A 24,036-nucleotide genomic window follows, 5' to 3' on the forward strand; every position below is an offset into this window, starting at 1 on the left:
CTGAACCGTCACTGCGCCGCTATCGGTCGGTCGAGACGCCGCGCAGTCGGCGGCGACGGTTCCGGTTCAGAAAAATATTCTTCGCCATTCGAAACCGTATCCAATCGCATACGAAACCGTTATCAGGCGGACGACCCACGGTTTACACGACAGAGTACTATGGCACGCCTCGAACTATCCAACCTGCACGCGGAAGTGGCGGACGGCGACGAGAAGATTCTCGAGGGCGTCGACCTCGAGGTCGAGTCGGGCGAGATCCACGCCCTGATGGGCCCCAACGGCTCCGGGAAGTCGACGACCGCGAAGGTCATCGCCGGCCACCCGGCCTACGAGGTCACCGAGGGCGAGGTCCTGATCCACCTCGAGGACGACGAGTTCGGCGACGACGTCGAGATCGACGAGGATCAGCGCACCTGGAACCTGCTGGAACTCGAGCCCAACGAGCGCGCGGCGCTGGGCGTCTTCCTGGGCTTCCAGTACCCCGCCGAGATCGAGGGCGTCACGATGACGAACTTCCTGCGCACGGCGCTGAACGCCAAGATCGAGGAGCGAGAGGAGCTCTTCGAGGACGAGGACGAAGCGGAAACAGAAGAGGAGGAGGACGAAGGCTTCGAGACGTCGCCGATGGAGGGCAACGTCGACGAAGGCGAGGTCGGCGTCGCCGAGTTCCAGCAGATCCTCCAGGAGAAGATGGAACAGCTGGACATGGACGAGAAGTTCGCCCAGCGCTACCTGAACGCCGGCTTCTCCGGCGGCGAGAAGAAACAAAACGAGGTCCTTCAGGCCGCCATCCTCGAGCCGTCGATCGCCGTCTTAGACGAGATCGACTCCGGGCTCGACATCGACCGCCTGCAGGACGTCTCGAACGGGATCAACGCGCTGCGCGACGAGCAGGGCACCGGGATCCTCCAGATCACCCACTACCAGCGCATCCTCGACTACGTCGAGCCCGATCACGTCCACGTGATGCTCGACGGCCAGATCGCCAAAAGCGGCGACGCCTCGCTCGCAGAGGAACTCGAGGACAAGGGGTACGACTGGGTCCGCGACGAGGTCTACGGCACGGCGTAACCGGATTCGACTAGAACAACCGTAATAACGCTACAGCCGTAAACACGAATACATACCAATCATGAGTTCCGAACAAGACCACCTCAAAGACACCGACACCGAGGCGCGCTTCGAGTTCAAGAAGGAGCAAAACGCCGCCGTCAAGTCCGACAAGGGCCTGACCGAAGAGGTCATCCGGATGATCTCCGAGGACAAGGACGAGCCCGACTGGATGCTCGAGCGCCGGCTGCGCGCGCTCAAGCAGTACCAGAACATGCCGATGCCGACCGACTGGCCCGGTCAGCCGGACCTGACCGAGCTGGACATCGAGGAGATCGTCCCCTACATCCGACCGGACGTCGACAAGCGCGAGGGCGTCGACGACTGGACCGAGCTCCCCGACGAGATCAAGGACACCTTCGACAAGCTGGGCATCCCGGAAGCCGAGAAGAACGCCCTCTCGGGCGTCGGCGCCCAGTACGAATCAGAGGTCGTCTACCAGAACATGCAGGAGCAGTGGGAGGAGAAGGGCGTCATCTTCATGAACATGGACAAGGCGGTTCAGGAGCACCCTGAACTCGTCAAGGAGCACTTCATGACGACCTGCGTCCCCCCGAGCGACAACAAGTTCGCCGCGCTCCACGGCGCCGTCTGGTCGGGCGGCTCGTTCGTCTACGTCCCCGAGGGCGTCACCGTCGAGATGCCCGTACAGGCGTACTTCCGGATGAACTCCGAGGGGATGGGCCAGTTCGAGCACACGCTCATCATCGCCGAGGAGGGCTCGGAGGTCCACTACATCGAGGGCTGTTCCGCGCCGAAGTACGGCACCCACAACCTCCACAGCGGGGGTGTCGAGGTCTTCGTCGGCGAGGACGCTCACGTCCAGTACTCGACCGTGCAGAACTGGTCGAAGAACACGTTCAACCTCAACACCAAGCGCGCTATCGTCGAATCGAACGGCACCATGGAGTGGGTCTCGGGCTCGATGGGCTCGAAGGCCACCATGCTCTACCCCTGTTCGATCCTCAAGGGTCGCGGCGCGACCGACACCCACATCACCATCGCCTTCGCGGGCGAGGACCAGGACATCGACACCGGCGCGAAGGTCTACCACAACGCGCCCGAGACGTCCTCGACCATCGAGTCGAAGTCGATCTCGAAGGACGGCGGCCGCACCAACTACCGCGGTCTCGTCCACATCGCCGACGGCGCCGAGAACTCCTCGACCGCCGTCGAGTGTGACGCCCTAATGTTCGACAACGAGTCCACCTCGGACACCATGCCGTACATGGAGATCGAGGAGTCGAAGGTCGACGTCGCCCACGAGGCGACCGTCGGCAAGATCGGCGACGAGGACATCTTCTACCTCCAGAGCCGCGGACTCGACGACGACGACGCCAAGAAGATGATCGTCGCCGGCTTCATCGAGCCGATCACGGAGGAACTGCCCATCGAGTACGCGGTCGAACTCAACCGCCTCATCGAACTCGAGATGGAGGGAAGCCTCGGATAACATGAGCACGCAGGTACACGCCAATCTGACGGACGAGCAGGTACGCGAGATCAGCGGCAATCTCGACGAGCCCGAGTGGCTCCTCGAGACCCGTCTCGAGGCGCTCGAGGCCCTCGAGGACCTCGAGATGCCCGACGTCATCCGGACGCCGGGGCGAGACTGGACGAACCTCCACGAGCTCGACTTCGAGTCGCTCGTCGACCCGCTGAACGCGGCGGAGAACAAGGACCAGATCGGCCCCGACGAGGCCGAGGTCCTGCCCTGGAGCGAGGCCGTCGACGAGCACGAGGAGCTCCTGCGGGAGCACTTCGGTTCCATCGTCGATCCCCAGGAGAACTACCTGACGGCGCTGTCGACTGCGCTGTTCAGCACCGGGACCGTGATCTACGTCCCCGAGGGCGTCGACGCCGAGGACGTCACGATCCGGACCGAGCAGAACTCCCGCTCGCTGTTCAACTACACGCTCGTCGTCGCCGAGAAGTCGAGTTCGGTGACGATCCTCGAGCGGCAGTCGACCGGCACCGAGCAGGACGAGCAGTACTACAGCGGGATCGTCGAAGTCGCGGCCGGCGAGAACAGCAACGTCCAGTACGGTAGCCTCCAGAACCTCTCGGAGGAGGCGTACAACTTCGCCGCCAAACGTGGCGACGCCGACACCTACGCTACGATCGACTGGATCGAGGTCAACCTCGGCACGCAGCTGACCAAATCCGGCGTCTCGACGGAGCTCAACGGCGAGGGCTCCGAGACCCAGATCGTCGGCGCCTTCTACGGGCACAACGATCAACACTTCGACCTCGACGCGAAGGTCTGGCACCGCGCCGAGCACACGACCGCCGATCTGGTCACCCGCGGTGTCACCGACGACGTCGCCCGCTCGGTCTACGAGGGCGTCCAGGACGTCGGCCGCGAGGCCTGGGACACGAGCTCCTACCAGCGCGAGAACACGCTGATGCTCTCCGACGAGAGCGAGGCTGACGCCTCGCCGAAGCTGATCATCAACAACCACGACACCGAAGCCAGCCACTCGGCGACGGTCGGTCAGATCGACCAGGAGGAGCTGTTCTACATGATCTCCCGCGGAGTCGACCCGCGCGCCGCGCGCAACATGCTCGTCGAAGGGTTCTTCACGCCCGTCCTCGAGGAGATCGCGGTCGACGAGCTCCGCGAGGACCTCGAGGAACTGGTCGTCACCCGGCTTCGCCAGCGCGACTGACGAGACGCTCCATCCCCGGTCCGATTTCGGGGCGAAAACGAAACGCGGCTCGTCTGCCGAGTTCTTTTGTAGCGGACCCCGGTACCGAGGAGTGATGCGGAATCTGTCCGTCGAGTTCGATGCCGACACGCTCGCAGCCCTCGAGCGGGACGACGGCGTCTGAGATTCGGGAGCCGGAAGCGACTCCGTTCGGTGGCTCGTCGCGCACCGCGGTGCGGTCGAGGCCGACGAGACGCCTCGGCGACGAGCCGGGAAGATGCCCGGAGTTAAGTAGCGCGCTCACCCACGATACGGGTATGAGTCTGGGACAGCGCGTCTCGAGCGACCACCAGCTCGCCCGACTCCTCCAGATCGGCGTCGTCCTGGAGGAGGTGGTCGAATCCCGCGCCGCCCACCACCTCGAGTCGTTGCCCGCCGACGAGCGCGAGGCGATCGACGAGGAGGTGCGAGCGCTGCTCGCCGACGCTGCCAACGAATCCGCCGAACACCGCGAACGGCTCGAGGCACTGGTCGACGAGCTCGAGGCCGAAACCGTCGCCTACGAGGAGATCAACGCGCTGGTCGACGCGCAGTACGGTCCTCCCGAGGACACCGACGGCGTGCTCTACGATCAGCTCTGTAACGAGGAAACCGCCTACAAGTTCTACGACGATCTGATCGAGGCGGTCGAGGCGTCGGACGCGGCGTTCGACATCGACCGCGAGCGATTACTGGAGACGCTGTACGACATCCGCGAGGAGGAACGGGAGGGCGTCGAGGAGGTAACCGAGATCATGGAGCGCAGAGCATGATCGGCGTCCGGAGCTCGCGGCGACGACCGACGACCGACACCGACACTGACGGAGGACCGCGATGAATACCGCAGATCAGTATCTCAAGGCGATCTACCTCGCACAGCGCATCGACGACGGACCGGCCTCGACCGGCACCCTCGCCGACCTCCTCGAGGTCAGCCCGGCCAGCGTCAACGAGATGGTCGGCAAGCTCGAGAGCCGGGAACTCGTCGAGCACGAGAAGTACAAGGGGGCCAGCCTCACCGACGAGGGACTCGAGCGCGCCCACGACGCCCTCCAGACGTACTGCATCATCGAGCGGTTCCTCGCGAACGTTCTCGAGGTCGAGGAGTTCCGCGAGGAGGCCCACGCCCTCGAGGCGGTGATCGACGACACCGTCGCCGATCGGCTCGACACGATCATCGACCGTCCCGAGGAGTGTCCCGACTGTTTCGACCCCGAGGCGGACTGCTGTAAGTACCTCGAGGTCGAACCGAGCCGGGCGGACTAGGGTTCCCGACGGGGGCTCACTCCGAGCCGAACCGGACGTACCGACGGCCGACGATCGCCGCACAGACGAGCGCCACGACGACGGTCGCCGAGAGCTCGATCGGAAGCGACCACGTCTCTCCGTCCCAGTCGTCCTCGAAGACCGTCGCGTAGTAGTTCGCCGCCTCCGAGCCGTGCACGGCGAGTAACACCTCCCGGTTGTTTCGCAGCGAGTTGTCGTTCCAGTTGGCGCTGCCGACGACGACGGTCTCGCGGTCGATCACGATCCCCTTCGCGTGGATCTTCTCGAACGCGTCGCCCTCCTCGACGAGGGCGGCCTCCAGCGGAAGCCCCTCCTCGTCGGCCGTTCGCTCGAGGTCGTCGACCAGCGCCCCGTTTTCCTCCTCGACGTACCAGCTCGAGTCGAGCAGGATCCGAACGTCGACGCCGCGACGCGCCGCGTCGATTGCCTCCTGGAGCAACGAGACGTCCGCGGCGATACTGGCCTGCTTGATCAGGATCTCGTCGTCGGCGCCGGCGAGTAGCTCGCCGAGCCGTCCCTCCGCGTTCTCGGGAGCGAGCAGGAGTTCGGCCGAGTCGACCGGAACCGTCTCGGGCTCGTGAGTCGCCTCGAACTCCCGAGAGGGTGCCGGTTCGTCCTCGGCGAACGAGGCGTTCTCGAGGTAGGACGCGCCGGATTCGGCGTCCCATCCCTCGAAGTCGGCCTCGAACACGGCGGCGAGGTCGGCCGCGAGTCGGTCGTTCTCGACGCGGACGCCCCAGCCGCGACTCGACTCGCCGCCGATTCCGGAGGCCTTCCAGTTCTCCGTCGTCACGAGGACCGTCTCGTCGGCGACGGCGTACTTCGGATGGTGGTACCGGTAGCGCGCGTCCCGACCCCCGACGACCCTGACGTCGACGCCCCCGCGCTCGAGGGTCTCGAGGACCGACGCGGTCGCCGTGGGCGTTCCGCCGACGGGGCTCGCCTCGAGCAGTACCGACACGTCGACGCCCCGGTCGGCCGCCGCGACGAGGTCGGCGGCGATCTCGTCGTCGGTGACGGTGTAGCCCGCCAGCAGGAGCCGATCGTCGGCAGAACGGATCGTTTCGCGCGGGACGTCGGGGCCGTCGGGGAGGACGAACGCGGTCGCCTCGTCGGCGTCGGCTGTCGACACCGGAAGGCAGGTCGCGCCGCGGGGCCACCACTCGCCGCGGGCGGGTGCGTCGCCGGCGTCCCCTCCCGTTCGGTACCACCGCTCGGCCGTCGGCGCGCGATCGTACGCGACCGCGTCCGCGACTCGAGCGCCGTCGCGAAGCTCGAGGTCGTCGCCGTCGGCGGCGAGTCGCAGTGTTCCCTCGAGTTCGGCGACCGGATCGTCGGTCAGTTCGCGCGTCGTCTCGGGCGCGGTCGTGAGCGCGATCCGACCCGACACGGTCTCGTTCGGGAGCCGTGCGGTCGTGTGACCGTCCGTAATCGTCCAGTTTCCGAGGTTCGTTTCCGGGGGCGTCTCGACGACGAGGTACTCTCCGGCGTTCCCGTGGGTGGTCGGATTCGGGTAGAGTTCGACGATTCGCGGATCCGACGGCGTCTCCGTGGCGTCGGTCGGCCGGGGACAGACGGGGTCGCCTCCCGCTGGTGTCGTCGCGTCCGCGAGAGCGGTCGAGGGCCCGCCCGCTACCGCGTCCGTTCCGGAGGCGGGAGGAACGGTCGCGGACGGGTCCGGCGGAGTCTGTGAGTGGGGCCCGGCGCCGACGACGATCGGAGCGGGTACCGCGGCGACCAGCAGCGCCGTCGCGACGAGAGCGAACGCAATTCGCCGACGAAGCATCGGTTCGTCTGGCCGCGGCTTCGTGCTTAAACCCGCGGAACGGAACGGGCTCGCGGACGGCGGTCCGTCTCAGGCCGCGGGCTCGAGGTCGGCGCGCTCGGCTTCGGCCTGGACGAGGTAGGCGCGGTCGTCGGCGTAGTCGGCGACGATCTCGAGCGCGTCCGCCGTCCCGATCTGGTTGAGCGACCAGGCGGCACTGGCTCGAACGCGGTCGGCGTCGTCGTCCTCGAGAACGTCGGCCAGCGGCTCGATGGCGCGAGTGTCGCCGATCAGCCCGAGTGCGCGGGCGGCGTTGCTGCGGACGGCCGGGTCGTCGTTGGTCGCGAGCTCCTCGGCGATCGGCTGCACGGCGTTCTCGGCGCCGATCTCGCCCAGCGCCCTGAACGCGGGGCGCTGGAGCTGGATGTTCGAGTCGACGTAGTCGAGCAGGGTCTCGACGACCTGTTCGTCGGCGACGCCGATCTTTCCGAGGATGCTCATGGCCTTCGTATCCCGGCGGTTGGCCTTCTGGACCATCGCATCGGTCGCCTCCGCGGAACCCATTCGCTCCAGCGACTCCATGCAGTGTTCCTCCATGAACTCCGAGCCCAGCGAGTCGAGCGCGAGCAGGATCATCCCGACGTTGCCGCGCTTCTCGTGGACCTTCAGGGCGTGCCACTCCGGCGGGAAGTCCTTGACGTGGTCGAGCACGTCGTAAAAGCCCTCGCGGCGGAGCTGCTCGCGGACCTTCAGATCGGTCCACTCGGTGGCGTCGTCGACGTCGTCCTCGAACTCGTCGGTCGCCTCGAGCAGGGCCGCGATCGTCTCGGCGTCCTCGTCGGGGTCGAGGTCGGCGGCCTCGACGGCGTCGGTAACGTTCTCGAGCGTCGCTGCGAGCCGTTCGGGGACACCCTCCTCGTCGGGATCGGGCGCGTCCTCGCGGAGTTCGGCGCCTTCGGTTGGCTCCAGATCGTCGGGCAGCGAGATCGAGGCGCCGAGCAGGTCGTTCGTGTCCGCGAGGAAGTCGTCGACGGCGTCGATCAGTTCCTCCTCGCCCTCGATCGTCCAGCGGGTACCCGTGATCGTGCCGCTGACGCCCTCGATATCGCCGATCACGTCCTCGGCGTAGGGACCGCGCTGGTCCTCGAGGTCGTCCTCGAGATACTCGAGGTCGCTCTCGATGTCGTCGTAGCGGTCCTGCAGTTCCTCCTCGGGGTGGACGACGTCTTCCTCGTCCTCGTCGTCTTCCTCGTCCTCGGGCGGCTCGGGGATCTCGAGGGCCTCGAGTTCCTCGCGAAACGCCTCGAGTTTCGGCTCGACCTCATCGAGGTCGTCCTCGGTCTCAGCGGCCTCGAGTTTGGCCTCGAACTCCTCGATCTGGGTTTCGAAGGCGTCGAGCTCCCCGCGGATCGCCTCGAGCTCGTTCGCGTCCTCGGCGACGTCGTTCGCGTCCGGTTCTTCCTCCCCCTCGGCCGGCGCGTCGTCGCCGTTCGTCTCGTCCTCGCTCATCGAATCACCCGGGGACGACACCGACGCGTGGCTGCGTTCATACGTACAGGTCGTGTCAGCACGTTCCTAAGCGTTTCCATGCAGGTCGGTTTCGGGCCGACGGGGCTGGGGTCGCCAGTAGAGCCAGGGGCTCAGCGTCATGTACGCGATCCCGAGCGTCAACAGGGCGTAGGGGAAGGTACGACCCGCGGCCGTCGGCACGAGGATCGCCAGCGCGTGGACGACGCCCATGATGGCGGCGTCTCGAGCGAGCAGGTCGGGGTAGCGGATCCGCGAGACCATCAGGTAGGTAAAGGCGGCCGTGACCGCCAGGATGAGCACGGGGGCGTCGGCGGGGTCGCCCGCGAGGATCGCGGCGCCGATGATCGTCGCCGCCAGCGTCGTCTGGACGCCCTCGGTGTAGCTACCGGTCACGTCGTAGGCGGTGTACAGCCCGAGTCGGGTGACCGCCATCGCGACGAACAGCGCACAGACCGCGGTGACGACGAGCAACTCGGCGGTGACGGCGTCGAAGCCGATTCCGAGCCCGTCCGTGACGACGACGAACGCGAGGACGGCCGGGGCGACCGAGAAGGAGGCGACGTCGGCCAGCGAGTCGAGGTACGGGCCCGCCTCGGTCCCGCCGTAGCGGCGCGCGAGCAGTCCGTCCAGTCCGTCGGCGATCGCCGCCAACAGGATCAGCCGCGCGGCGAGTTCGATCTCGACGAACGCGACGACGATCGCGACGAATCCCAGCGTCGCGTTGGCGATCGTCACCGCGTCCGCGATACCCAGCCGTCCGACGAACCGCGGAAGCATACGTTCGATACGGGTAGCGGATACCTTACGTGTTTTCGTTTCGACGGAATTATCGTTGATTCGACTCGACGATATCATAAAGGAGTTGGGGTGTGCCGGGATTCGCGCTCGAGTCGACCGATCCGGCGTTTGAGCGTCCCCGCGTGTCCAGTTACCGCGATCGACTCTAATCGATAGTTACGGCGACGGGCTGATACGTAATCGCTCCCGACTTGCGAACCCGTTCGGCTCGGCGCGTTCCGATTCGAGAATCGAACCGGGGTCGTTATGTGGCGACCGTCCCAACGTCCGCGCATGAACCGGCGCGTCTACCTCGCCGCCGTCGGGACCGCCGCCTCGGCCGGTCTGGCCGGCTGTGCGTCCGTTCTCAACGTTTTCGAGGACGACGAAACGGGCGACGAGGGGTTCGACATCGGGATGAACCGCAACGCGTTCCGCCCCGAAACGTACGAGGCGAGCGTCGGCGAGACCGTCGTCTGGAAAAACACGAGCGGCGCCGACCACACCGTCACCGCCCTCGAGGAGCAGATCCCCGACGAGGCCGCGTACTTCGCGAGCGGCGGCTACGACGGCGAGCAGGCGGCGATCGACGCCTGGCACGAGTCCCGCGGCGGCGGGCTCAGTCCCCGTGAGACGTACGAACACACCTTCGAGGTCGCCGGGACCTACACCTACATCTGCGAACCCCACGTCAAGGCCGGGATGATCGGCGAGATCGTCGTCGAGTAGTCTCGGCTCGCTCGAGCGGCGGCTCCTTGCGTTCACGCGACGATAGCCGAAAAAACGAAATCGATCCCGAACCGCCGGTTACTCGTCGGTCGCGACGTCTTCCTCGTCGACGTCGACGGCGGTCGCTTCCTCTTCGGCGACTTCCTCGGGGTGGGCCTCGAGGGTCGTCTTCTGGATCTCGACCCGGCGCAGCGGGTAGATCGTCTTGGCCTCGCCGTAAATCGCCGAGGAGAGCCGTCCCTCGACGATGCTGTCGATGAGTTCCTCGAAGGTGCGCTCGGCGGCGGCCTCCTCGATCATCTCGACCATTCGCTCGCGGATGGCCTTCTCCTGGCTGGCGTCGGCCTTTTTCGTCGTGAAGGCGACGGGCTGGACCTGGACGCGGTAGTCGTCGGTCGTGAGGACGGTGACGTAGGCCTCGATCTTCGAGGCGCCGCGACGGACCAGCGAGCGCAGGTAGTCGCGGGTCAGCGCGTGCTCCTGGAACCCCGTGTACGCCGCGTCGCTGCCGACGTCAGTGATCTTGAAGGTCAGCTTCGTGTTATTCTCGCTGGCGTTGTCGGTCAGCTCGCCGAGCGTCGTTTCGATGGTTCGGTTGTAGACTTTCTCCGGTTCGTCAGCGGGGGTTTCGCCGAGCTCCGTGCGGTCGAACTGCTCGGGAGCGTGGACGGTGTACCACCGCTTTTCCTGTTTCGCGCGTGAAACTGAACGTTCGCTCATGATTCTGTGTTATCTGGGGTGTCGGACGCAGTACCCGCGTCCGTCGGGTGTGCATGCTGTGCGACCTCGAGCGCGACCGCGAGGTTGACCGCGTAGTCGTCGACCGTCGAGCGGAGCCCGGCGGTCGTCTCGCGTTCGATCCGCGTGACGACCGCGTCGGCCTCCGTCGTCGTCTCCATCTCGGCGGTGTTGTCGGGCGCGAGCGCCCGCGCGATCAGCTCCGGATCGTCGTGGGTCGTCCGGATCGTCGCGCGCCGGCTCATCGGAACTCCCTCGCTGTCGCGGTGATCGTCGACTCGTCCACGTCGGGGTCGTACCGCAGGTAGCCGCGTCGCGGCCCCTCGTCGTACGCGACGGCGTCGCCGGTTTCGTCGGCGAGCGTCCGCGCGATCGCCTCGATCGGCGCGGCGGTGTCGGCCGCGACCAGCGCCGCCTCGCCGTCGCCGACCGTCAACACGGCGGGTTCGGGCGAGCGATAGGCGACCGCGAGCTCGGCGACCGTCTCGACGGGTCCGTCCTCGATCTCGAGGACGACCAGGCCGTCGTGACGGCTCGCCGCGGCCGAATCGAGCGCCGCGTGGGCGCGACGGCCGTGGGTTCGCCAGGCCTCGAGCGCGGCTCGATCGACGCCGTGGCCCATCGCGAGCGCGACACCGGTTCCCGGTTCGGTCCGGGCCGTCGCCGCCAGCACGTCGGCGTAGCCGCCGACGGTCGCGAACGGCCCCTCGGGGGTCGCGTACGGCTTCAGCGCCCGCCCGATCGACTCGGCGCTCCGGTCGGTCGCGTCCGCGGCGCCGACGACCTCGAGGGCGACCAGCGAGCCGATCGCCCGGTGGTCGTCGGCCGCGGGCTCGTCGGGAACCTCGAGCGCCGCGAGCGCGTCGCAAACTGCGTCCGGATCGCCGGACCACGGCGCGCGGAGGCGGGTCGAGTGTGCGAGCCCCGCGACGGGATCCGCGGTCGGCACCGCGACGCCCGGTCGGCGCTCGACGAGGCCGCGCTCGCGCGCGGTCTCGAGGAGCCACTCGCTCTCGCCGGCGCCGGGGTCGCTCCCGGCCGCGACGAGTCCCGCGAGCGCGAGGACGAGGTCGGGCGTCTCGCCGAGTTCGCGGACGAGTTCGACGGCCTCGAGCGTCGCCGTCCTGTCGGTCGCGTCGAGTCGAACCGCGCCGACGTCCGCGTCGGCGCCGCCGACGACGATCGTCGCGTCGTCGGCCTCGGGTTCGCCGGCCGTCGCCCGTTCGGACCGTTCCGCAACGGTGCGGCTGACGGTCGCCTGGAACGGCGTCCCGCGCTCGCGGAGCGCCCGCGCGAGCAGTCCGGTCGCCGCGAGCGCGTCGCCGTCGGCGCTCGTGACGAGCCGAACGAAGCCCGCGCTCTCGAGGGGGGCTGGCGTCGTCTCGGCGGTTCGACCCTCCGTGGACATCGCTTACTCCTCGAGGAGTTCGACCGCCACGTCGTAGGAGTACTGGAAGTCGGCCTCGAGTTCGTCGCCGCGGTAGTAGTCGACCAGGCGGCGAACCTTCGACTCGGTGTTCTGCAGGGAGCGTTTGTTCTGGTAGTCCTGGGGGTTCTCCCGGACGTGCTCGCGCAGGCGCACGGCACGCTCCATCAGGCTGCGCAGGTCCTCGGGGATGTCGGCTTTCGCGTCGTTCTCCTCGAGGATCTCGGTGATCTTCTTTCCGGTCGCCAGCTTGACGTCCGGCACGGGCGTGCCCGTGACGCCCTCGTCGCGCAGCTTGAGCCCGATCTGGCTGGGATCGTGGCCCTGCTCTGCCAGTTCGACGACGCGGGCTTCGATGTCGTCCGCGTCGACGTCGCTCCACTCCGGCGGTTCGTCTGCCGTCGGCTTGTCCGATCCGGACGAGCCACGACGGCGGGTGTGCATTCGTGCCATTGGTGAGGATAGGAACCGCACTGACCGCTCGAGTGTTCGACAGCCGGGGATCCGGCTGCCCGTGCACTTCCGCAATCCCAAGCCGCCCGAAAGGGTGGACGGCGGTGTCGGATTTGCGGCCGTGCGCTTCCCACCGTCGCTACCGGGAGCAGCGACTAAAGGGTTGCGTCCTGCCGTCAGCCCTGCCCGACCATCGACTCCTCGCCCTCCCACTCCCGTTCGCGGAGTTCGTACTTCTGGATCTTGCCCGTCGCGGTCTTGGGCAGTTCGTCGACGAACTCGACGCGGTGGACGACCTTGTAGCCCGCGAGCCGCTCGCGGGTGTAGGCCGTCAGGTCGTCCTCGGTAACGGGAGGGTTCTCGGGGTCGCCGTTTGCGGGCACGACGACCGCCTTCGGCGTCTCGCCCCACTTCTCGCTGGGCGCGGGGATGATCGCGACGTCGGCGACGTCGGGGTGGTCGAAGAGGGCGTCCTCGAGTTCGATGCTCGAGATGTTCTCCCCGCCCGAGACGATGATGTCCTTCTTGCGGTCCTGGATCGCCATCAGGCCGTCTTCGTTCACGACCGCCAGGTCGCCGGTGTGGAACCACCCCTCGCGTTTGTCGTCGAACGCCTCCTCGGTCTCCTCCGGTTTCTCCCAGTACCCCTCCATGACCTGGTTGCCCCGGACGAGGATCTCACCGATCGTCTCGTCGTCCCAGGGCACTTCGTTCCCGTCGTCGTCGACGACCTCGACCTCGGTCCCGAGCGGGGCGATCCCCTGGCGCTTTTTGAGGGCGAACCGCTCCTCGCTGTCCTCGTCGATCAGCCGCCGGGTCGCGGAGGTGCCGATCAGTGGGCCCGTCTCGGTCGCCCCGTAGAGCTGGCGGAAGTACCAGCCGAACTCCTCCTCGACGGTCTCGATGATGCTTTCGGGTGGCGCTGCGCCAGCCGCGGTGACCCGCATCGACACGTCGCCCGTCGTCGGCACGTCCGTCTCCTCGAGGTACTCCTCGAACAGGGTGAGGACGGTCGGCGCACAACAGAGGAAGGAGACGTCCTCCTCGCGGATCTGCCGGAGGTTCGCCTCGGCGTCGACGCCGCGAGTGCAGACGTGTTTCGCGCCCATCCCCGTGATCGCGTAGATGTGCCCCCAGCCGTTGACGTGAAACATCGGCAGCGTCCAGAGGTAGACGTCGTCGTCGCGGATCTCGTGGTGGATCGTCACCAGCTGGGCGTGCAGCGACTCGGTACGGTGAGTCCGCATGACGCCCTTCGGGTCACCCGTCGTCCCCGAGGTGTAGTTGATCGTGATGACGTCGTCCTCGCTCATCTCGGGGCGGTCGTAGTCGGGATCGGTTTCGGCGATCAGGTCCTCGAAGTCCTCCCACTCGCCCTCGCAGTCCTCGAGCGCGTCGGCGTCGGTCGCGATAAAGGTCTCCGTCGGCACCTCCTCGCGGACGGCGTCGATCTTGTGGGCGTACTCGTCGTCCGCGACGACGGCGTCGACGCCCGCGTCCGAGAGCATGTACTCGTAGTCCTCGGGCGTCAGCCGGTAGTTCAGCGGCGTGTGGATCGCCCCGAGCTGCATGATTCCGTACGCGGCCTCGAGATGATAGTGGGTGTTCGGGTCGAGCACCGCGACGCGATTGCCCTTCTCGATGCCCCGCTCCTGGAGTACCGCCGAGAGCCTGTCGGCGCGGTCGCCGAACTCGTCGTAGGTGTAGCGTTCACCCGTCGTGGCGACGACGGCCTCCTCGTCGCCGTAGTACTTGCGCGCCCGGTCGAGAAAGTCTGTTACGAGGAGCGGAACCTCCATATACGAGGTCCTTGAGTATCGTTCATTATACTCCTTGCGGATGAGTCAATCGGTGCCAAAACCGAAACTCGGCGCCCCAACGGCCGAAGCCTCCGGTCTACTGTTGGCCGACGCGGCGCTCGGCGTCGTCCCAGTACTCCTCGCGGAGTTCGTACTTCTGGACCTTCCCCGTCGCCGTCTCGGGCAGGTCGTCGACGATCTCGACGCTGGTGGGCTTCTTGTAGCCTGCGAGGTGGTCCGTGACGAACTCGACGATCTCGTCCTCGGTCGGCTCGGCGTCCGCGCGGGGGACGATCAGCGCCTTCGGCGTCTCGCCCCACTGCTCGCTGGGGACGGGGATCACCGCCGCCTTCTGGACGTCCGGGTGGTCGTAGAGGACGTCCTCGAGTTCGATGCTCGAGATGTTCTCCCCGCCGGAGATGATGATGTCCTTCTTGCGGTCCTGGATCGCGACCATCCCGTCCTCGTCGATCGTCGCGAGGTCGCCGGTGTGGAAGTAGCCCTCGAGGCGCTCGTTGAAGGCTCGCTCGGTCTCCTCGGGTTTGTTGAGGTAGCGATCCATCACCTGGTTGCCCCGGACGACGATCTCGCCGATCGTTCCCCCGTCACGGGGGACGTCCGCGCCGTCCTCGTCGACGACCCTGACGTCGGTACAGAGCGTCTCGGCGCCCTGCTTGACCTTGAGCTCGCGGCCGCGCTGGGCGAGACGGCGCGGCGAGTTGCTGGTCGTGATGATCGGCGCCGTCTCCGTGAGGCCGTAGATGTGGATGATCCGCCAGTCGAACTCGTCCTCGACGGTCTCGATGGTCGCGGTCGCGGGCGCGCTGCCGGCGGTCGCGATCCGCACGTCGCGGTCGCCGGTCGTCTCGACGTCGTTCTCCTCGTGGTACTGGATCAGCGCGTTCAGCACCGTCGGCGCGCCGCACATGAACGTGACGTCGTACTCCCGGACGCGGTCGAAGACGCCCTCGGCGTCGAACGTGCGCTGACAGACGTGGGTCCCGCCGGTGCCCGTGATCGCGTAGGTGTGGCCCCAGCCGTTGCAGTGGAACATCGGCAGCGTCCAGAGGTAGTTGTCGTCGTCGCGGATCTCCATGTGCTGGTTCAACACGAGGGCGTGCCAGTGTTCGGTGCGGTGGGTCCGGACGACACCCTTCGGATCGCCCGTCGTTCCCGAGGTGTAGTTGATACTGGCGTCGTCGTCCTCGTCGATGTCGGGTCGGTCGGGTTCGTCGGCGGAGTGGCCCTCGAGGAACGCCTCGTAGTCGGTCCACTCCCCCTCGATCTCGTCGGCCCGGTAGCCGACGAACGTCTCGGCGGGGATCGAATCGCGGATCGGCTCGATCTTGTCGGCGTAGTCGTAGTCGGCGATCAGCGTGTTCGCCTCGCAGTCCCCGAGGATGTACTCGTACTCGCCGGGCGTCAGGCGGTAGTTCAGCGGGACGAACACCGCCCCCAGCTTGTTCGTCGCGTACAGCGTCTCGATGAAGTAGTGGGTGTTCGGCGCCAGCAGCGCGACCCGGTCGCCCTGTCCGACCCCGCTCTCCTCGAGGGCGTGCGCCAGTCGGTTCACCCGCTCGTCGACCTCCGCGTAGGTGTACTCGGTGCCGTCGTGGGCGACGATCCCCGTCACGTCGTTGTAGAGGTCGACCGCTCGGTCGAGGAAGTCCGTGGTCCGCATTGGCGTTTTCATGGGGTACATTCACACCCAAAGGCAGTATCTGCCTAATCTTTTATCATTGACGACGGCGCCCGCCCGCGATTCGAGGACCCGGGGACGCGAGTCGTTCGGGAGTCACGAGGAAGAACCGGATCGAACCGGACGACGTGGCTCGAGACCACACACCGTGTCCTTCCCCGCCGCTGTCGCCCGATATCGAGGGGTTTATACCGGTGTGTACGAAAGTGAGGAGTGCAGGCGAGGGCTCGTAGATCAGTGGTAGATCACTCCCTTGGCATGGGAGAGGCCCCGGGTTCAAATCCCGGCGAGTCCACTAATTTTGCGGCGAGCAACTCTCGAGCCGTAAATTCGTGATACGAGCGGGATTTGAACGAGACCAGTCCCAGCCCGGGAAGCGAGCGCAGCGAGCGACTCGGAACGTCTGGGCGTAGTTCAACATCCCGGCGAGTCCACTTCCTTCCGTTCACTTCGTTCGCTCCAGTCAGTCGACTCGCCGTCCCTCGCAAACCTCCCGTTTTGCTCAGTCTCGACGAACCAATATTCGTTCACCTCGAGCGCTACTTAGCGTCGAGATCTGCGTGTTCCGACTCGTACCCCGAATCCCGTCTCGAGCGAGTTCACGTCGTTCCGTCCGCGCTGTTGCTCCAGTCGGTAGACTCGCCGTCCCGCGCTCCGGACCGATTCTATGACTCCTGATATTAGATTTTATGAAATTTAAACTATTCCGTAAAATGAATTTATCGGGTTAGTGGAAATATTCTCGGTCGAGTACTTCAACGACGCATGAGTGACTATCTGCGATCCAGACGACGGGTGCTACAGACGGCGGGCGCAACGATCGGCGGCGGACTCGCGACGGGAATCGGCGGCGCGGACGCCGACGGTCGCGACGAGGACGCCGTCCTCGAGGATCTCCCGACGACGTTTTCGGCGACGCTGACCGACGCGGTCGTTCCCTACGAGGTCGAGACGAACGCCTGCGGAACCGCCGCGTTCGAGATCGACCTCGAGGCGCGGACCGTCCACTACGCGATCGACGTCGAGTGGCTCTGCGATCCCATCGCGGTCAGGATCCGCTCCGGGAACGACGACGGCGAGGGTCGCGGTCTCGTCCAGCTCTATCCCCGAGCGGGGACGGCCGATCGCATCGAGGGTCGGTTCGACGGCACGCTCGCGGAGGGGACGCTCACTCTCGAGGATCTCCTCGGAGCGTTCGATCGGTCGGACCTCGAGGCGGTCGCGACCGAGTTGGCCGCGGGCGAGGTGTACGTCAGCGTGGCCACTGAATCGTATCCGACGGGCGAGCTTCGCGGCCGAATCGTCTGCGAAGACGACCGCGAGGCGGGCGCCGGAGACGGGATTGAGGACGAAACGCGCGAGGGCGACTCCGAGGAAGAGACGACAGACGAGTCGGCCGGAGACTCCGAACAGGACGCTACAGACGAGGCGTCCGAAGACGAGTCCGGGCAGGATACGGCAGCCGAGACGCCCGAAGACGACACCGAGCAAGACCCCGCAGACGAGACAACCGAGGAAAACCCGGAGGAAGGTTCCGGCGACGAATCGTCGGGGACCGATCGCAGCGGAGAAACGGTCTACGGAGCGCCCGAGGATCCGGACGACGAGTAGCCGAACCGGACGATTTCTTTCGTACTCGAGTGCGGCGGTTCGCCGGCCGGGCGGATCGACACCGTTCGATCGACCGCGATCGACGGACGAGCCCCGTCCGGCGACCGTGATCGCACCGCCGTCGATCGTCGGCCCTCGAGCCGTCACCGCGACGTTCTACCGTCGAGTCAGTGAGGAGACGCCGGCTCGGAGTCGGACCGCCTCACTCGTCGAGATTGGCGATCGACGTCGGATCCGGATAGGCCTCGAGGTCGGTTACCGTTTCGTCGAACCGGCCCCGATCGCTCTCGCAGTAGTGACAGCGCTGGATCCACTCGAGCCGAGGGTTGTACCGGATCTCGATGCGTTCCCAGACGTCCTCGCCGTCGGGGCCCGAGCGAAGCGAGACCGTCTCGAACGCCCGGAGCTCGTAGTCGCCGTCGGCGTACCCCGTCAGCTCGAGGGTCGTCCGGGCGGGCTCGAGTTCGGCGGCGGCGTGCTCGAGCAGTCGCTCAGCTAACTGGTCGAGTTCGGCGAGACGCGGTAGTTCGGGTTCGGGGTCGGTCATCGGTCGGTGACGGATCGCAAAAATCGTCGACGGCGAACGTTCCGATCGTCGGTCTCAGTCGTCGCTCGGTGCCGCGGCCCCGCTGTCACCGGCGCTGACGCCGGTTCCGGGTCCGATCTCGATCTCGAGTTCCTCGAGTTTCTCGTCGGGGACGACGCCGTCGACCCAGCCGCGGTGCTCGTAGTACTCGTCTTTCATCTCCTCGAGCTCGCAGAACTCGCCCTCGCTTGCGCCCTGGCCGGGCGTCTCGCCCTCCTCGAGGAAGATCTCGGGCAGGGAGTCGTCGTCGCCGTCGAAGCCGACGAGGTTGTTGTAGTACCGCTCGAGGTTGTAGATGCGCTCGCCGGTTTCCATCAGTTCGTCCTCGGTGACGTCGAAGCCGGTCATCCCGTTGTACTGGGCGACGTACTCCTCGATCCCCTCGGCGAAGGCGTTGAACTTGCAGATGTCGAACGAGTCGGAGATGGCGTGGAGGTCCTGGAACTCGGCGGTGAGTTCGCCCTTACCCTCGTGCTCGTAGGGGTCGACCTTCTCCGGGATGCCGAGGATCTCGGCGGCGGGGGTGTAGCCCCGAAGGTGGCAGGCGCCGCGGTTCGAGGTGGCGTAGCCGATCCCCATCCCCTTCATGCAGCGGGGGTCGTAGGCCGCGATCGCCTGGCCCTTGACGTCGAGGCGGCAGTCGTGGGCGTCGACGGCGTCGGCGAAGCGGGCCTGGCCCTCCGCGAGCAGGTCCGGCAACTCGCCGTCGCGGTTGGCGATGCGCTCGATCATCTCGATCATCTCCTCGGCGTCGCCCCACTCGAGGCCCTCCTCGAGGTCGTCGAGGTAGCCTTCCTCGGTGGCGTCCATCGCCATCGCCATGATGTTGCCCGCCTCGATGGTGTCGATCCCCATGTCGTTACAGCGATCGATCATCACCGCGATCTTGTCGCGGTCGTCGTTCAGCGAGTTCGTTCCGAGCGCCCAGGCGGACTCGTACTCGAACGACTCCATCCGGACGTTCATCTCCTCGCCTTTGTGCATCACGTCGACCTCGACTTCCTTCTTGCAGGCGACGGGACAGGAGTGACAGGTCGGCTCGTCGACGAGGATGTTCTCGCGGACGTTCTCGCCGCTGATGCGCTCGGCGTCGAGGACCTCCTCGCCGCCCTGCTCGGCCTCGTTGTAGGACCGCGAGGAGGTGTACTCGCCGTTTTTGGTCGGGTGACCGTCCATCTCCTCGGTGATGTTCATCAGGACGTTGGTCCCGTACATCGAGAGCCCGCCCTCGTTGGGCGCGGTGACGTCGGACTCGGTGATCGCCTGCATCGCCTGCTGGTGACCCTCCTTGAACGTCTCGGGGTCGGCGGGCTGGGGCATCTTCGTGTTGGACTTGATGACGACCGCCTTGAGGTTCTTCGAGCCGGCGACACAGCCCGTGCCGCCCCGTCCGGAGGCCCGGTCGTCCTCGTTCATGATACAGGCGTACCGAACCCCGTTCTCGCCGCCGTCACCGATCGCCATGATCGAGAGGTTCTTGCCGTACTGGCCGTCGACCTCCTCCTCGATCGTGTCGCGGGTCTCGTGGACGCCCTTCCCCCAGAGATGTGAGGCGTCCCGGAGTTCGACCTCGCCGTCCTCGACGTAGGCGTAGACCGGGTCGTCGGCCTGACCCTCGAACAGCAGGCCGTCGAAGCCGGCCCACTTCAGTCGGGCGCCCGACCAGCCGCCGTGATGGCTATCCGTGACCGTCCCGGTCAGCGGCGATTTGGTACAGATGGCGATCCGACCGCTCATGGTTACCTGCGTACCCGACAGCGGGCCGTTCATGAACGCCAGCAGGTTGTCCGGCCCGAGCGGGTCGACATCCGTTCCCTGTTCGAAAACGTACTTCACCCCCAGTCCGCGCGCGCCGATATACTTCCGTGCGTCCTCCTCGTCGATCCCCTCGTAGTTTACCTCGCCCTCGCCGAGGTCGATGCGTGCGACGTTGTCTTGGAATCCGCCGATCTCGGTCATTGTAACGTATGTTACGTACATTCGCCCCGAGGCTTGTTAGGTGTTGCCGTGTTAAGGTAACTGGTATCGGTTACGACGGGTCAGCTACCGAAGATGGACCGGTGACGGCCTGCGGGGCTCGAGAGCGGTCAGCAGTTCGAGACGTCGAGAGCGTACTGGCACATCGAACGGCCGTCACTCGTTGAGGTGAGAACGGTAGCCCTTCGGCTCGAATCCGCGCCGACAGATCACGCGCTTTTGTCCGACGGTGATCGCGCTGACTTGATCGTCCGCTTCCATCCGTTCGACGACCTCGCGCAGGTGCTCTTCCGACCAGTCGGTTTCCTCGAGGACGGTCGACTCGTCGACGCGGCCGCCGCGTTTGACCAGCAACCGGAGCACCTTGTCGTCGTCCGGAAGCTGTCGGTCGTCGGTTCCGTACTCGATCCGTTCGGCGTAGCTTAACGTTTCGTTGTGCTGTTCCTCGGTCGATTCTGTCGCCGCCTCCGTCCCGGAGTCGGCGTCGGCGTCGTCGTCGGTGGAGTCCCCCGACCAGAGCGACGAGAGCCGTGTCCAGAGCGTATTAAATACCATCTATGATCTCCTCCGCTGAGAGTATCGCTGCTTGGCCGTCGGTCTACCTTGTACTTGTGTTCGGTTGTTTATATACTTGGCCCGTTGTCGAGTTCGGTTTGTGTCCACGCGAGCCCCGTAGAATAGCGACGCCCTTGCGACGCGCAAGTCGACGCCACTCGAGGAGTCCGATCGAACGCTTCGTTCACCGCGGTCGAGGTCGTCGATGCCGTCGACTCGGGCGACGCGGCGAGGACGCGGAATCAGTCGTCGGTGGCGACCGTCTCGAGGTAGGTCTCGGCCAGCGCCTCGAGGGCGTCGTGGTGGTTCGTCGAGTGTGGCGCCGTCAGCGGCGAGACGCTGATTCGGCCCTCGGCGACGGCCCGGCGATCGGTCCCCTCGGGATCCGGGATCGTCTCGGGATCCATCGATTCCCAGATTCGGTCGGTGAGGTGAACGGCGTCGCCGTTTCGCTCGGCGTCCATCTCGTAGCGCTTCGACGGGCGGGTGATCTCGATCGGCGCCGGATCGGCGTCCGGAAGCGGGACGTTGACGTTTAAGTACGCCGCGTGGTCGAAAACGCCCGCCTCGAGGGCGTGGTCGGCGAGGTAGGAGGTTACGCGGGTCGCCTCCGCGAAGTCGGCGGGCTCGAGGTCGACCTCCTCGAGGGAGGTCCCGTCGAGTGGGACGTACATCGAGGTCGCGATGGCGGGAACGTCGAAGAAGGCGGCCTCGACGGCCGCGCTGATCGTCCCCGACCGCCCGAGGACGTACTCGCCGAGGTTGGCGCCCTCGTTACAGCCCGCGACGACGAGGTCGGGCTCGGGTCCCAGCTCGGCGAGTCCGGCGACGACGCAGTCGGCGGGCGTTCCCTCGAGGGCGTAGCCGAGGTCGTGCTCCCGGACGTCGACCGCGTGGGAGATCGACCGCCCGCAGGCGCTCTGGTCGGTCGCGGGCGCGACGACGGTCACGTTCGCGTGCTCGGCGAGGGCGTCGTGGAGCGCCCGGATCCCCGTGCTGTCGATCCCGTCGTCGTTGGTCAGCAGGATCTCGAGAGGCTCGCTCATGTCGACACCGTCGAACGGAGGTGCGAAAAGGACTCCGGAACGAGCAAACCGTCTCAGCCGATCCGGTCGACGATCGTCTCCTCGTCGACGACCAGGTTGTACGCCCCCTCGTCGTCGTTCCACAGCGCGAGGACGCCCTCGAAGGTGAGCACCTCGCCGTAGTCGGCCTCGAGCAGCGGGCGGTTCAGGGCGCTCTCCCGGGTGAGCACGGCGTAGTGATCAACGGCCTCGCTGCCGTCGCTGATCTTGAACAGCGGATTCGCCCCGTCGGCCGACAGTGAGCGGCTGAGCTTCGCTGCGGCCAGGTCGATCCGGTTGGTGACGTGGCGCTCGGTCTCGGCCATCCTCGCCCAGTCGCCGGTCTCGAGGGAGATCTCGATCCGACGCGTCCCGTCCAGACGGAGCTGCGAGTAGGAGAACTGCACGTCGACGTTGACGAACTCGCCGGGGGCGTGGTCGGCGTCGTCCGCCGGCGTCGCCTCGTCGAGTCTACGCTGGAACGACGGCACCGCCAGGTCGGGCCGGGCGTCGAACGACCAGCCGCGATCGGTCGGCGTCGCGTCCGGCCAGAGCCGAACCGTCGGGCCGTAGACGGTTACCTCGCGGGCCGACCCGCCGACTGCGTCGGCCGCAACGGTTGTCCCCTCGAGCTCCCGTTCGAGCGCCCGGAGCTCGACGCTCGTGTTCTTGTCCGCGGGTGCCATTCCGAGGAACGTGCCGTCGGACGCGAGTGCGCCGAGCGCCGAGCGGGCGACCGCCTCGGGATCGGCGAGCTCGCTCAGGACGTTGCAGGCGAGCACGAGGTCGAACCCCTCGCCGTCGCCGAGCGCGCCGAGGTCGACGTCCTCGACGGGGTCGCGGTGGATCGTCGGGTGGACGTTTCGGCCCGTCTCCGCGAGCAGCCCCTCGAGGACGTCGGCGGCCGCGCTGGGTTCGATCGCGTGGTAGTCGACGACGGCGTCGTCCGGGAGGTAGTCACAGAGTCCGAGCGCGGGACCGCCGACGCCGGCGCCGACGTCGAGCACGCGCAGCTCCCGCCCGAGCAGCCCCCGTTCGGCCAGGTCGTCCAGCGCGTACTGGACGGCGGCGTAGTAGCCCGGCAGGTGATAGATCGCGTAGCCCGCGGCGACGTCGTCGTCGTACTCGACGGGACGGCCCTCGAGGTAGCGGGACTTGAACCGCCTGATCGTCGACCGCAGGAGCTGGCCCGTCCCGTCCCGGTGCCAGTCCACCCCGTAGCGCTCGACGAGGAAGTCCTCGAGTCGCTCCTCGTAGCGAGCGGGGAAGCGTTCGACGGGGCCGCGTCGCGGGCGCACGGGCTCGTCGCCGACGGGGACGAAGGTGCCGTCCTCGCGTTCGCGCAGGCCGAGCGAGACGGCGTCCTCGCGGAGGTGCTGGCGGACGACCGCCGGGTGGGGCGAGCCCTCGACGTAGTCGCAGATCTCTTCGGGGTCGATCGGGCGGACGTTTCGCAGGTACTTCGCGTTCGAACGGATCGCCTCGCGTTGGTCGGTCATTCCTGATCACCCTCCTCGCGTAGCTTGCGTGCAGCCTCGGCGTACAGCGACTCGAACTCGTCGTGGTCGGCATCGGCGAGTTCCCGGGCGGCGTCGGCGACGGCCTCGGCGCCCGCGAACGTTTCCTGGATGTCGGCGTAGACCCGCGGCGTCCCCGCGGTCACCCGCGTCGCGAGCGCGCGCAGCTCCTCGTAGATCGGCGTCTCGAACCCCTCGGGAACCGACTCGGCCGCCAGCGCGAAGGCGAGGACGGCGGCGTGGGTCGCCGACTGGACCGTCTCCATCGCCTCGTCGTGTTCTTCCGGGGTCGTCTCGACGAGGTCGTTGCCCCGGTCCTCGAGGGTCGCCAGCAGCGTCTCGATCGTCAGTCCCGCGTCCTCGCGGACGACGGCGATCGATCCCGGCGCCCGCTCGGGGGCAAAGAGCGGGTGGAGGCTCGCGCGCTCGAGAGCGGGCGCGTGGCGGGCCATCGCCGCCAGCGGGTCGACCATCGCCCCCGAGACGTCGACGATCGCCGCGTCGGCCCGCGAGGCGTGGTCGGCGATCGCCCCGGCGGCGTGGGAGAGCGGCACCGCGATACAGACGACGTCGTAGGTCGCGTCGCTCTCGAGGGGAACGGCCTCGCCGCCGACGGCGTCCGCGGCGGCGGCGGCGGCCGCGGGATCGGCGTCGGCGGAGGCGGCGTCGGCGTGGGCGGCCCCGCCCCGCCACGTTCCCACGGCCCCCCCCCCCACGCTCACTACA

The 24,036-nt window shown here is 67.0% G+C and carries 22 protein-coding genes and 1 tRNA gene; 8 read left to right on the forward strand and 15 right to left on the reverse strand.

Going from position 1 to position 24,036, the window contains the following annotated elements; translation table 11 throughout:
- Positions 1–159: 159 nt before the first annotated feature.
- The 5 genes from GWG54_RS14940 (at position 160) to GWG54_RS14960 (ending at position 5,063) form a co-directional block, all read left to right on the forward strand.
- Positions 160–1,071, forward strand: coding sequence for an ABC transporter ATP-binding protein (locus tag GWG54_RS14940; RefSeq protein WP_167938533.1), 912 nt, complete (start codon positions 160–162; stop codon positions 1,069–1,071).
- Between the two features lie 61 nt (positions 1,072–1,132).
- Positions 1,133–2,563 (forward strand): Fe-S cluster assembly protein SufB, encoded by a 1,431-nt coding sequence (sufB, locus tag GWG54_RS14945; RefSeq protein WP_167938534.1) that lies wholly within the window; start codon positions 1,133–1,135, stop codon positions 2,561–2,563.
- Between the two features lies 1 nt (position 2,564).
- Entirely contained in the window at positions 2,565–3,779 is a 1,215-nt protein-coding gene (gene sufD / locus GWG54_RS14950; RefSeq protein WP_167938535.1) for a Fe-S cluster assembly protein SufD, read from the forward strand.
- Between the two features lie 296 nt (positions 3,780–4,075).
- Entirely contained in the window at positions 4,076–4,570 is a 495-nt protein-coding gene (locus GWG54_RS14955) for a ferritin-like domain-containing protein (protein ID WP_167938536.1), read from the forward strand.
- A 61-nt stretch (positions 4,571–4,631) separates the two neighbouring features.
- Positions 4,632–5,063, forward strand: a complete 432-nt coding sequence (locus GWG54_RS14960) for a metal-dependent transcriptional regulator (RefSeq protein ID WP_167938537.1) — start codon at positions 4,632–4,634, stop codon at positions 5,061–5,063.
- Positions 5,064–5,079: 16 nt separating this feature from the next.
- On the opposite strand, the gene GWG54_RS14965 is transcribed toward GWG54_RS14960, so the two are convergent.
- From GWG54_RS14965 to GWG54_RS14975, 3 genes are all read right to left on the reverse strand, one after another.
- Positions 5,080–6,870: a phosphatidylserine/phosphatidylglycerophosphate/cardiolipin synthase family protein gene (locus tag GWG54_RS14965; RefSeq protein ID WP_167938538.1), complete on the reverse strand. Its 1,791-nt coding sequence runs from the start codon at positions 6,868–6,870 to the stop codon at positions 5,080–5,082.
- A 69-nt stretch (positions 6,871–6,939) separates the two neighbouring features.
- Positions 6,940–8,358, reverse strand: coding sequence for a HEAT repeat domain-containing protein (locus GWG54_RS14970; RefSeq protein ID WP_167938539.1), 1,419 nt, complete (start codon positions 8,356–8,358; stop codon positions 6,940–6,942).
- A 66-nt stretch (positions 8,359–8,424) separates the two neighbouring features.
- Positions 8,425–9,156: a protein sorting system archaetidylserine synthase gene (locus GWG54_RS14975; protein WP_167938540.1), complete on the reverse strand. Its 732-nt coding sequence runs from the start codon at positions 9,154–9,156 to the stop codon at positions 8,425–8,427.
- Between the two features lie 294 nt (positions 9,157–9,450).
- Here GWG54_RS14975 and GWG54_RS14980 point away from each other — a divergent pair, with 294 nt between their 5' ends.
- Positions 9,451–9,885 carry a plastocyanin/azurin family copper-binding protein gene (locus GWG54_RS14980; RefSeq protein ID WP_167938541.1) on the forward strand — a complete coding sequence of 145 codons (435 nt, stop codon included), beginning with the start codon at positions 9,451–9,453 and terminating at the stop codon, positions 9,883–9,885.
- 78 nt (positions 9,886–9,963) lie between these two features.
- Here the strand turns inward: GWG54_RS14980 and GWG54_RS14985 are convergent, their stop codons facing one another.
- The 6 genes from GWG54_RS14985 to GWG54_RS15010 form a co-directional block, all read right to left on the reverse strand.
- Positions 9,964–10,605, reverse strand: a complete 642-nt coding sequence (locus GWG54_RS14985; protein ID WP_167938542.1) for a 30S ribosomal protein S3ae — start codon at positions 10,603–10,605, stop codon at positions 9,964–9,966.
- Entirely contained in the window at positions 10,602–10,868 is a 267-nt protein-coding gene (locus tag GWG54_RS14990) for a KEOPS complex subunit Pcc1 (RefSeq protein ID WP_008426767.1), read from the reverse strand. The genes GWG54_RS14985 and GWG54_RS14990 overlap by 4 nt, the downstream gene beginning before the upstream one ends.
- The gene (locus tag GWG54_RS14995) at positions 10,865–12,031 is read right to left on the reverse strand and encodes an exonuclease (RefSeq protein WP_167938543.1); all 1,167 of its coding nucleotides are present in this window, start codon (positions 12,029–12,031) and stop codon (positions 10,865–10,867) included. The genes GWG54_RS14990 and GWG54_RS14995 overlap by 4 nt, the downstream gene beginning before the upstream one ends.
- A gap of 3 nt (positions 12,032–12,034) precedes the next feature.
- The gene (locus GWG54_RS15000; RefSeq protein WP_167938544.1) at positions 12,035–12,502 is read right to left on the reverse strand and encodes a 30S ribosomal protein S15; all 468 of its coding nucleotides are present in this window, start codon (positions 12,500–12,502) and stop codon (positions 12,035–12,037) included.
- A gap of 176 nt (positions 12,503–12,678) precedes the next feature.
- On the reverse strand, positions 12,679–14,301 hold the full coding sequence (locus tag GWG54_RS15005) for a long-chain-fatty-acid--CoA ligase (RefSeq protein WP_167938545.1): 1,623 nt from the start codon (positions 14,299–14,301) through the stop codon (positions 12,679–12,681).
- A 97-nt stretch (positions 14,302–14,398) separates the two neighbouring features.
- Positions 14,399–15,994 carry a class I adenylate-forming enzyme family protein gene (locus GWG54_RS15010; protein ID WP_167938546.1) on the reverse strand — a complete coding sequence of 532 codons (1,596 nt, stop codon included), beginning with the start codon at positions 15,992–15,994 and terminating at the stop codon, positions 14,399–14,401.
- Positions 15,995–16,223: 229 nt separating this feature from the next.
- Between GWG54_RS15010 and GWG54_RS15015 the strand changes: the two genes are divergently transcribed.
- Positions 16,224–16,295, forward strand: a tRNA-Ala gene (locus GWG54_RS15015).
- A gap of 470 nt (positions 16,296–16,765) precedes the next feature.
- Complete coding sequence (locus tag GWG54_RS15020) at positions 16,766–17,611, forward strand: CHRD domain-containing protein (RefSeq protein ID WP_209438467.1); 846 nt, start codon at positions 16,766–16,768, stop codon at positions 17,609–17,611.
- A gap of 202 nt (positions 17,612–17,813) precedes the next feature.
- On the opposite strand, the gene GWG54_RS15025 is transcribed toward GWG54_RS15020, so the two are convergent.
- The 6 genes from GWG54_RS15025 to GWG54_RS15050 form a co-directional block, all read right to left on the reverse strand.
- Entirely contained in the window at positions 17,814–18,158 is a 345-nt protein-coding gene (locus tag GWG54_RS15025; RefSeq protein ID WP_167938547.1) for a hypothetical protein, read from the reverse strand.
- Positions 18,159–18,212: 54 nt separating this feature from the next.
- Complete coding sequence (locus tag GWG54_RS15030) at positions 18,213–20,156, reverse strand: aldehyde ferredoxin oxidoreductase family protein (protein WP_167938553.1); 1,944 nt, start codon at positions 20,154–20,156, stop codon at positions 18,213–18,215.
- A gap of 174 nt (positions 20,157–20,330) precedes the next feature.
- A complete protein-coding gene (locus GWG54_RS15035; protein ID WP_167938548.1) occupies positions 20,331–20,729 on the reverse strand; it encodes a hypothetical protein in 399 nt (132 codons plus the stop codon).
- 242 nt (positions 20,730–20,971) lie between these two features.
- A complete protein-coding gene (surE, locus tag GWG54_RS15040; RefSeq protein WP_167938549.1) occupies positions 20,972–21,775 on the reverse strand; it encodes a 5'/3'-nucleotidase SurE in 804 nt (267 codons plus the stop codon).
- A 53-nt stretch (positions 21,776–21,828) separates the two neighbouring features.
- Entirely contained in the window at positions 21,829–23,292 is a 1,464-nt protein-coding gene (locus GWG54_RS15045) for a small ribosomal subunit Rsm22 family protein (protein WP_167938550.1), read from the reverse strand.
- Positions 23,289–24,036: prephenate dehydrogenase dimerization domain-containing protein (locus GWG54_RS15050; RefSeq protein ID WP_167938551.1), on the reverse strand; the 748-nt coding region annotated here is incomplete at its 5' end. The genes GWG54_RS15045 and GWG54_RS15050, both read right to left, overlap by 4 nt.

It is taken from the genome of Natronococcus sp. JC468 (genome assembly GCF_012163165.1).
Lineage (GTDB): Archaea > Halobacteriota > Halobacteria > Halobacteriales > Natrialbaceae > Natronococcus > Natronococcus jeotgali.

Excerpts from the sequence above, each read along its gene's own strand:
- GWG54_RS14940 (WP_167938533.1), top strand. The coding sequence starts at position 160 with ATGGCACGCCTCGAACTATCCAACCTGCACGCGGAAGTGGCGGACGGC.
- sufD (WP_167938535.1), top strand. The coding sequence starts at position 2,565 with ATGAGCACGCAGGTACACGCCAATCTGACGGACGAGCAGGTACGCGAG.
- GWG54_RS14960 (WP_167938537.1), top strand. The coding sequence starts at position 4,632 with ATGAATACCGCAGATCAGTATCTCAAGGCGATCTACCTCGCACAGCGC.
- GWG54_RS15035 (WP_167938548.1), bottom strand. The coding sequence starts at position 20,729 with ATGGTATTTAATACGCTCTGGACACGGCTCTCGTCGCTCTGGTCGGGG.
- GWG54_RS15000 (WP_167938544.1), bottom strand. The coding sequence starts at position 12,502 with ATGGCACGAATGCACACCCGCCGTCGTGGCTCGTCCGGATCGGACAAG.
- GWG54_RS14995 (WP_167938543.1), bottom strand. The coding sequence starts at position 12,031 with ATGTCCACGGAGGGTCGAACCGCCGAGACGACGCCAGCCCCCCTCGAG.
- GWG54_RS14985 (WP_167938542.1), bottom strand. The coding sequence starts at position 10,605 with ATGAGCGAACGTTCAGTTTCACGCGCGAAACAGGAAAAGCGGTGGTAC.
- GWG54_RS14970 (WP_167938539.1), bottom strand. The coding sequence starts at position 8,358 with ATGAGCGAGGACGAGACGAACGGCGACGACGCGCCGGCCGAGGGGGAG.
- GWG54_RS14955 (WP_167938536.1), top strand. The coding sequence starts at position 4,076 with ATGAGTCTGGGACAGCGCGTCTCGAGCGACCACCAGCTCGCCCGACTC.
- GWG54_RS14965 (WP_167938538.1), bottom strand. The coding sequence starts at position 6,870 with ATGCTTCGTCGGCGAATTGCGTTCGCTCTCGTCGCGACGGCGCTGCTG.
- GWG54_RS15005 (WP_167938545.1), bottom strand. The coding sequence starts at position 14,301 with ATGGAGGTTCCGCTCCTCGTAACAGACTTTCTCGACCGGGCGCGCAAG.
- GWG54_RS14980 (WP_167938541.1), top strand. The coding sequence starts at position 9,451 with ATGAACCGGCGCGTCTACCTCGCCGCCGTCGGGACCGCCGCCTCGGCC.
- GWG54_RS15030 (WP_167938553.1), bottom strand. The coding sequence starts at position 20,156 with ATGACCGAGATCGGCGGATTCCAAGACAACGTCGCACGCATCGACCTC.
- GWG54_RS14975 (WP_167938540.1), bottom strand. The coding sequence starts at position 9,156 with ATGCTTCCGCGGTTCGTCGGACGGCTGGGTATCGCGGACGCGGTGACG.
- GWG54_RS15010 (WP_167938546.1), bottom strand. The coding sequence starts at position 15,994 with ATGAAAACGCCAATGCGGACCACGGACTTCCTCGACCGAGCGGTCGAC.
- GWG54_RS15025 (WP_167938547.1), bottom strand. The coding sequence starts at position 18,158 with ATGACCGACCCCGAACCCGAACTACCGCGTCTCGCCGAACTCGACCAG.
- GWG54_RS14990 (WP_008426767.1), bottom strand. The coding sequence starts at position 10,868 with ATGAGCCGGCGCGCGACGATCCGGACGACCCACGACGATCCGGAGCTG.
- GWG54_RS15020 (WP_209438467.1), top strand. The coding sequence starts at position 16,766 with ATGAGTGACTATCTGCGATCCAGACGACGGGTGCTACAGACGGCGGGC.
- GWG54_RS15045 (WP_167938550.1), bottom strand. The coding sequence starts at position 23,292 with ATGACCGACCAACGCGAGGCGATCCGTTCGAACGCGAAGTACCTGCGA.
- sufB (WP_167938534.1), top strand. The coding sequence starts at position 1,133 with ATGAGTTCCGAACAAGACCACCTCAAAGACACCGACACCGAGGCGCGC.
- surE (WP_167938549.1), bottom strand. The coding sequence starts at position 21,775 with ATGAGCGAGCCTCTCGAGATCCTGCTGACCAACGACGACGGGATCGAC.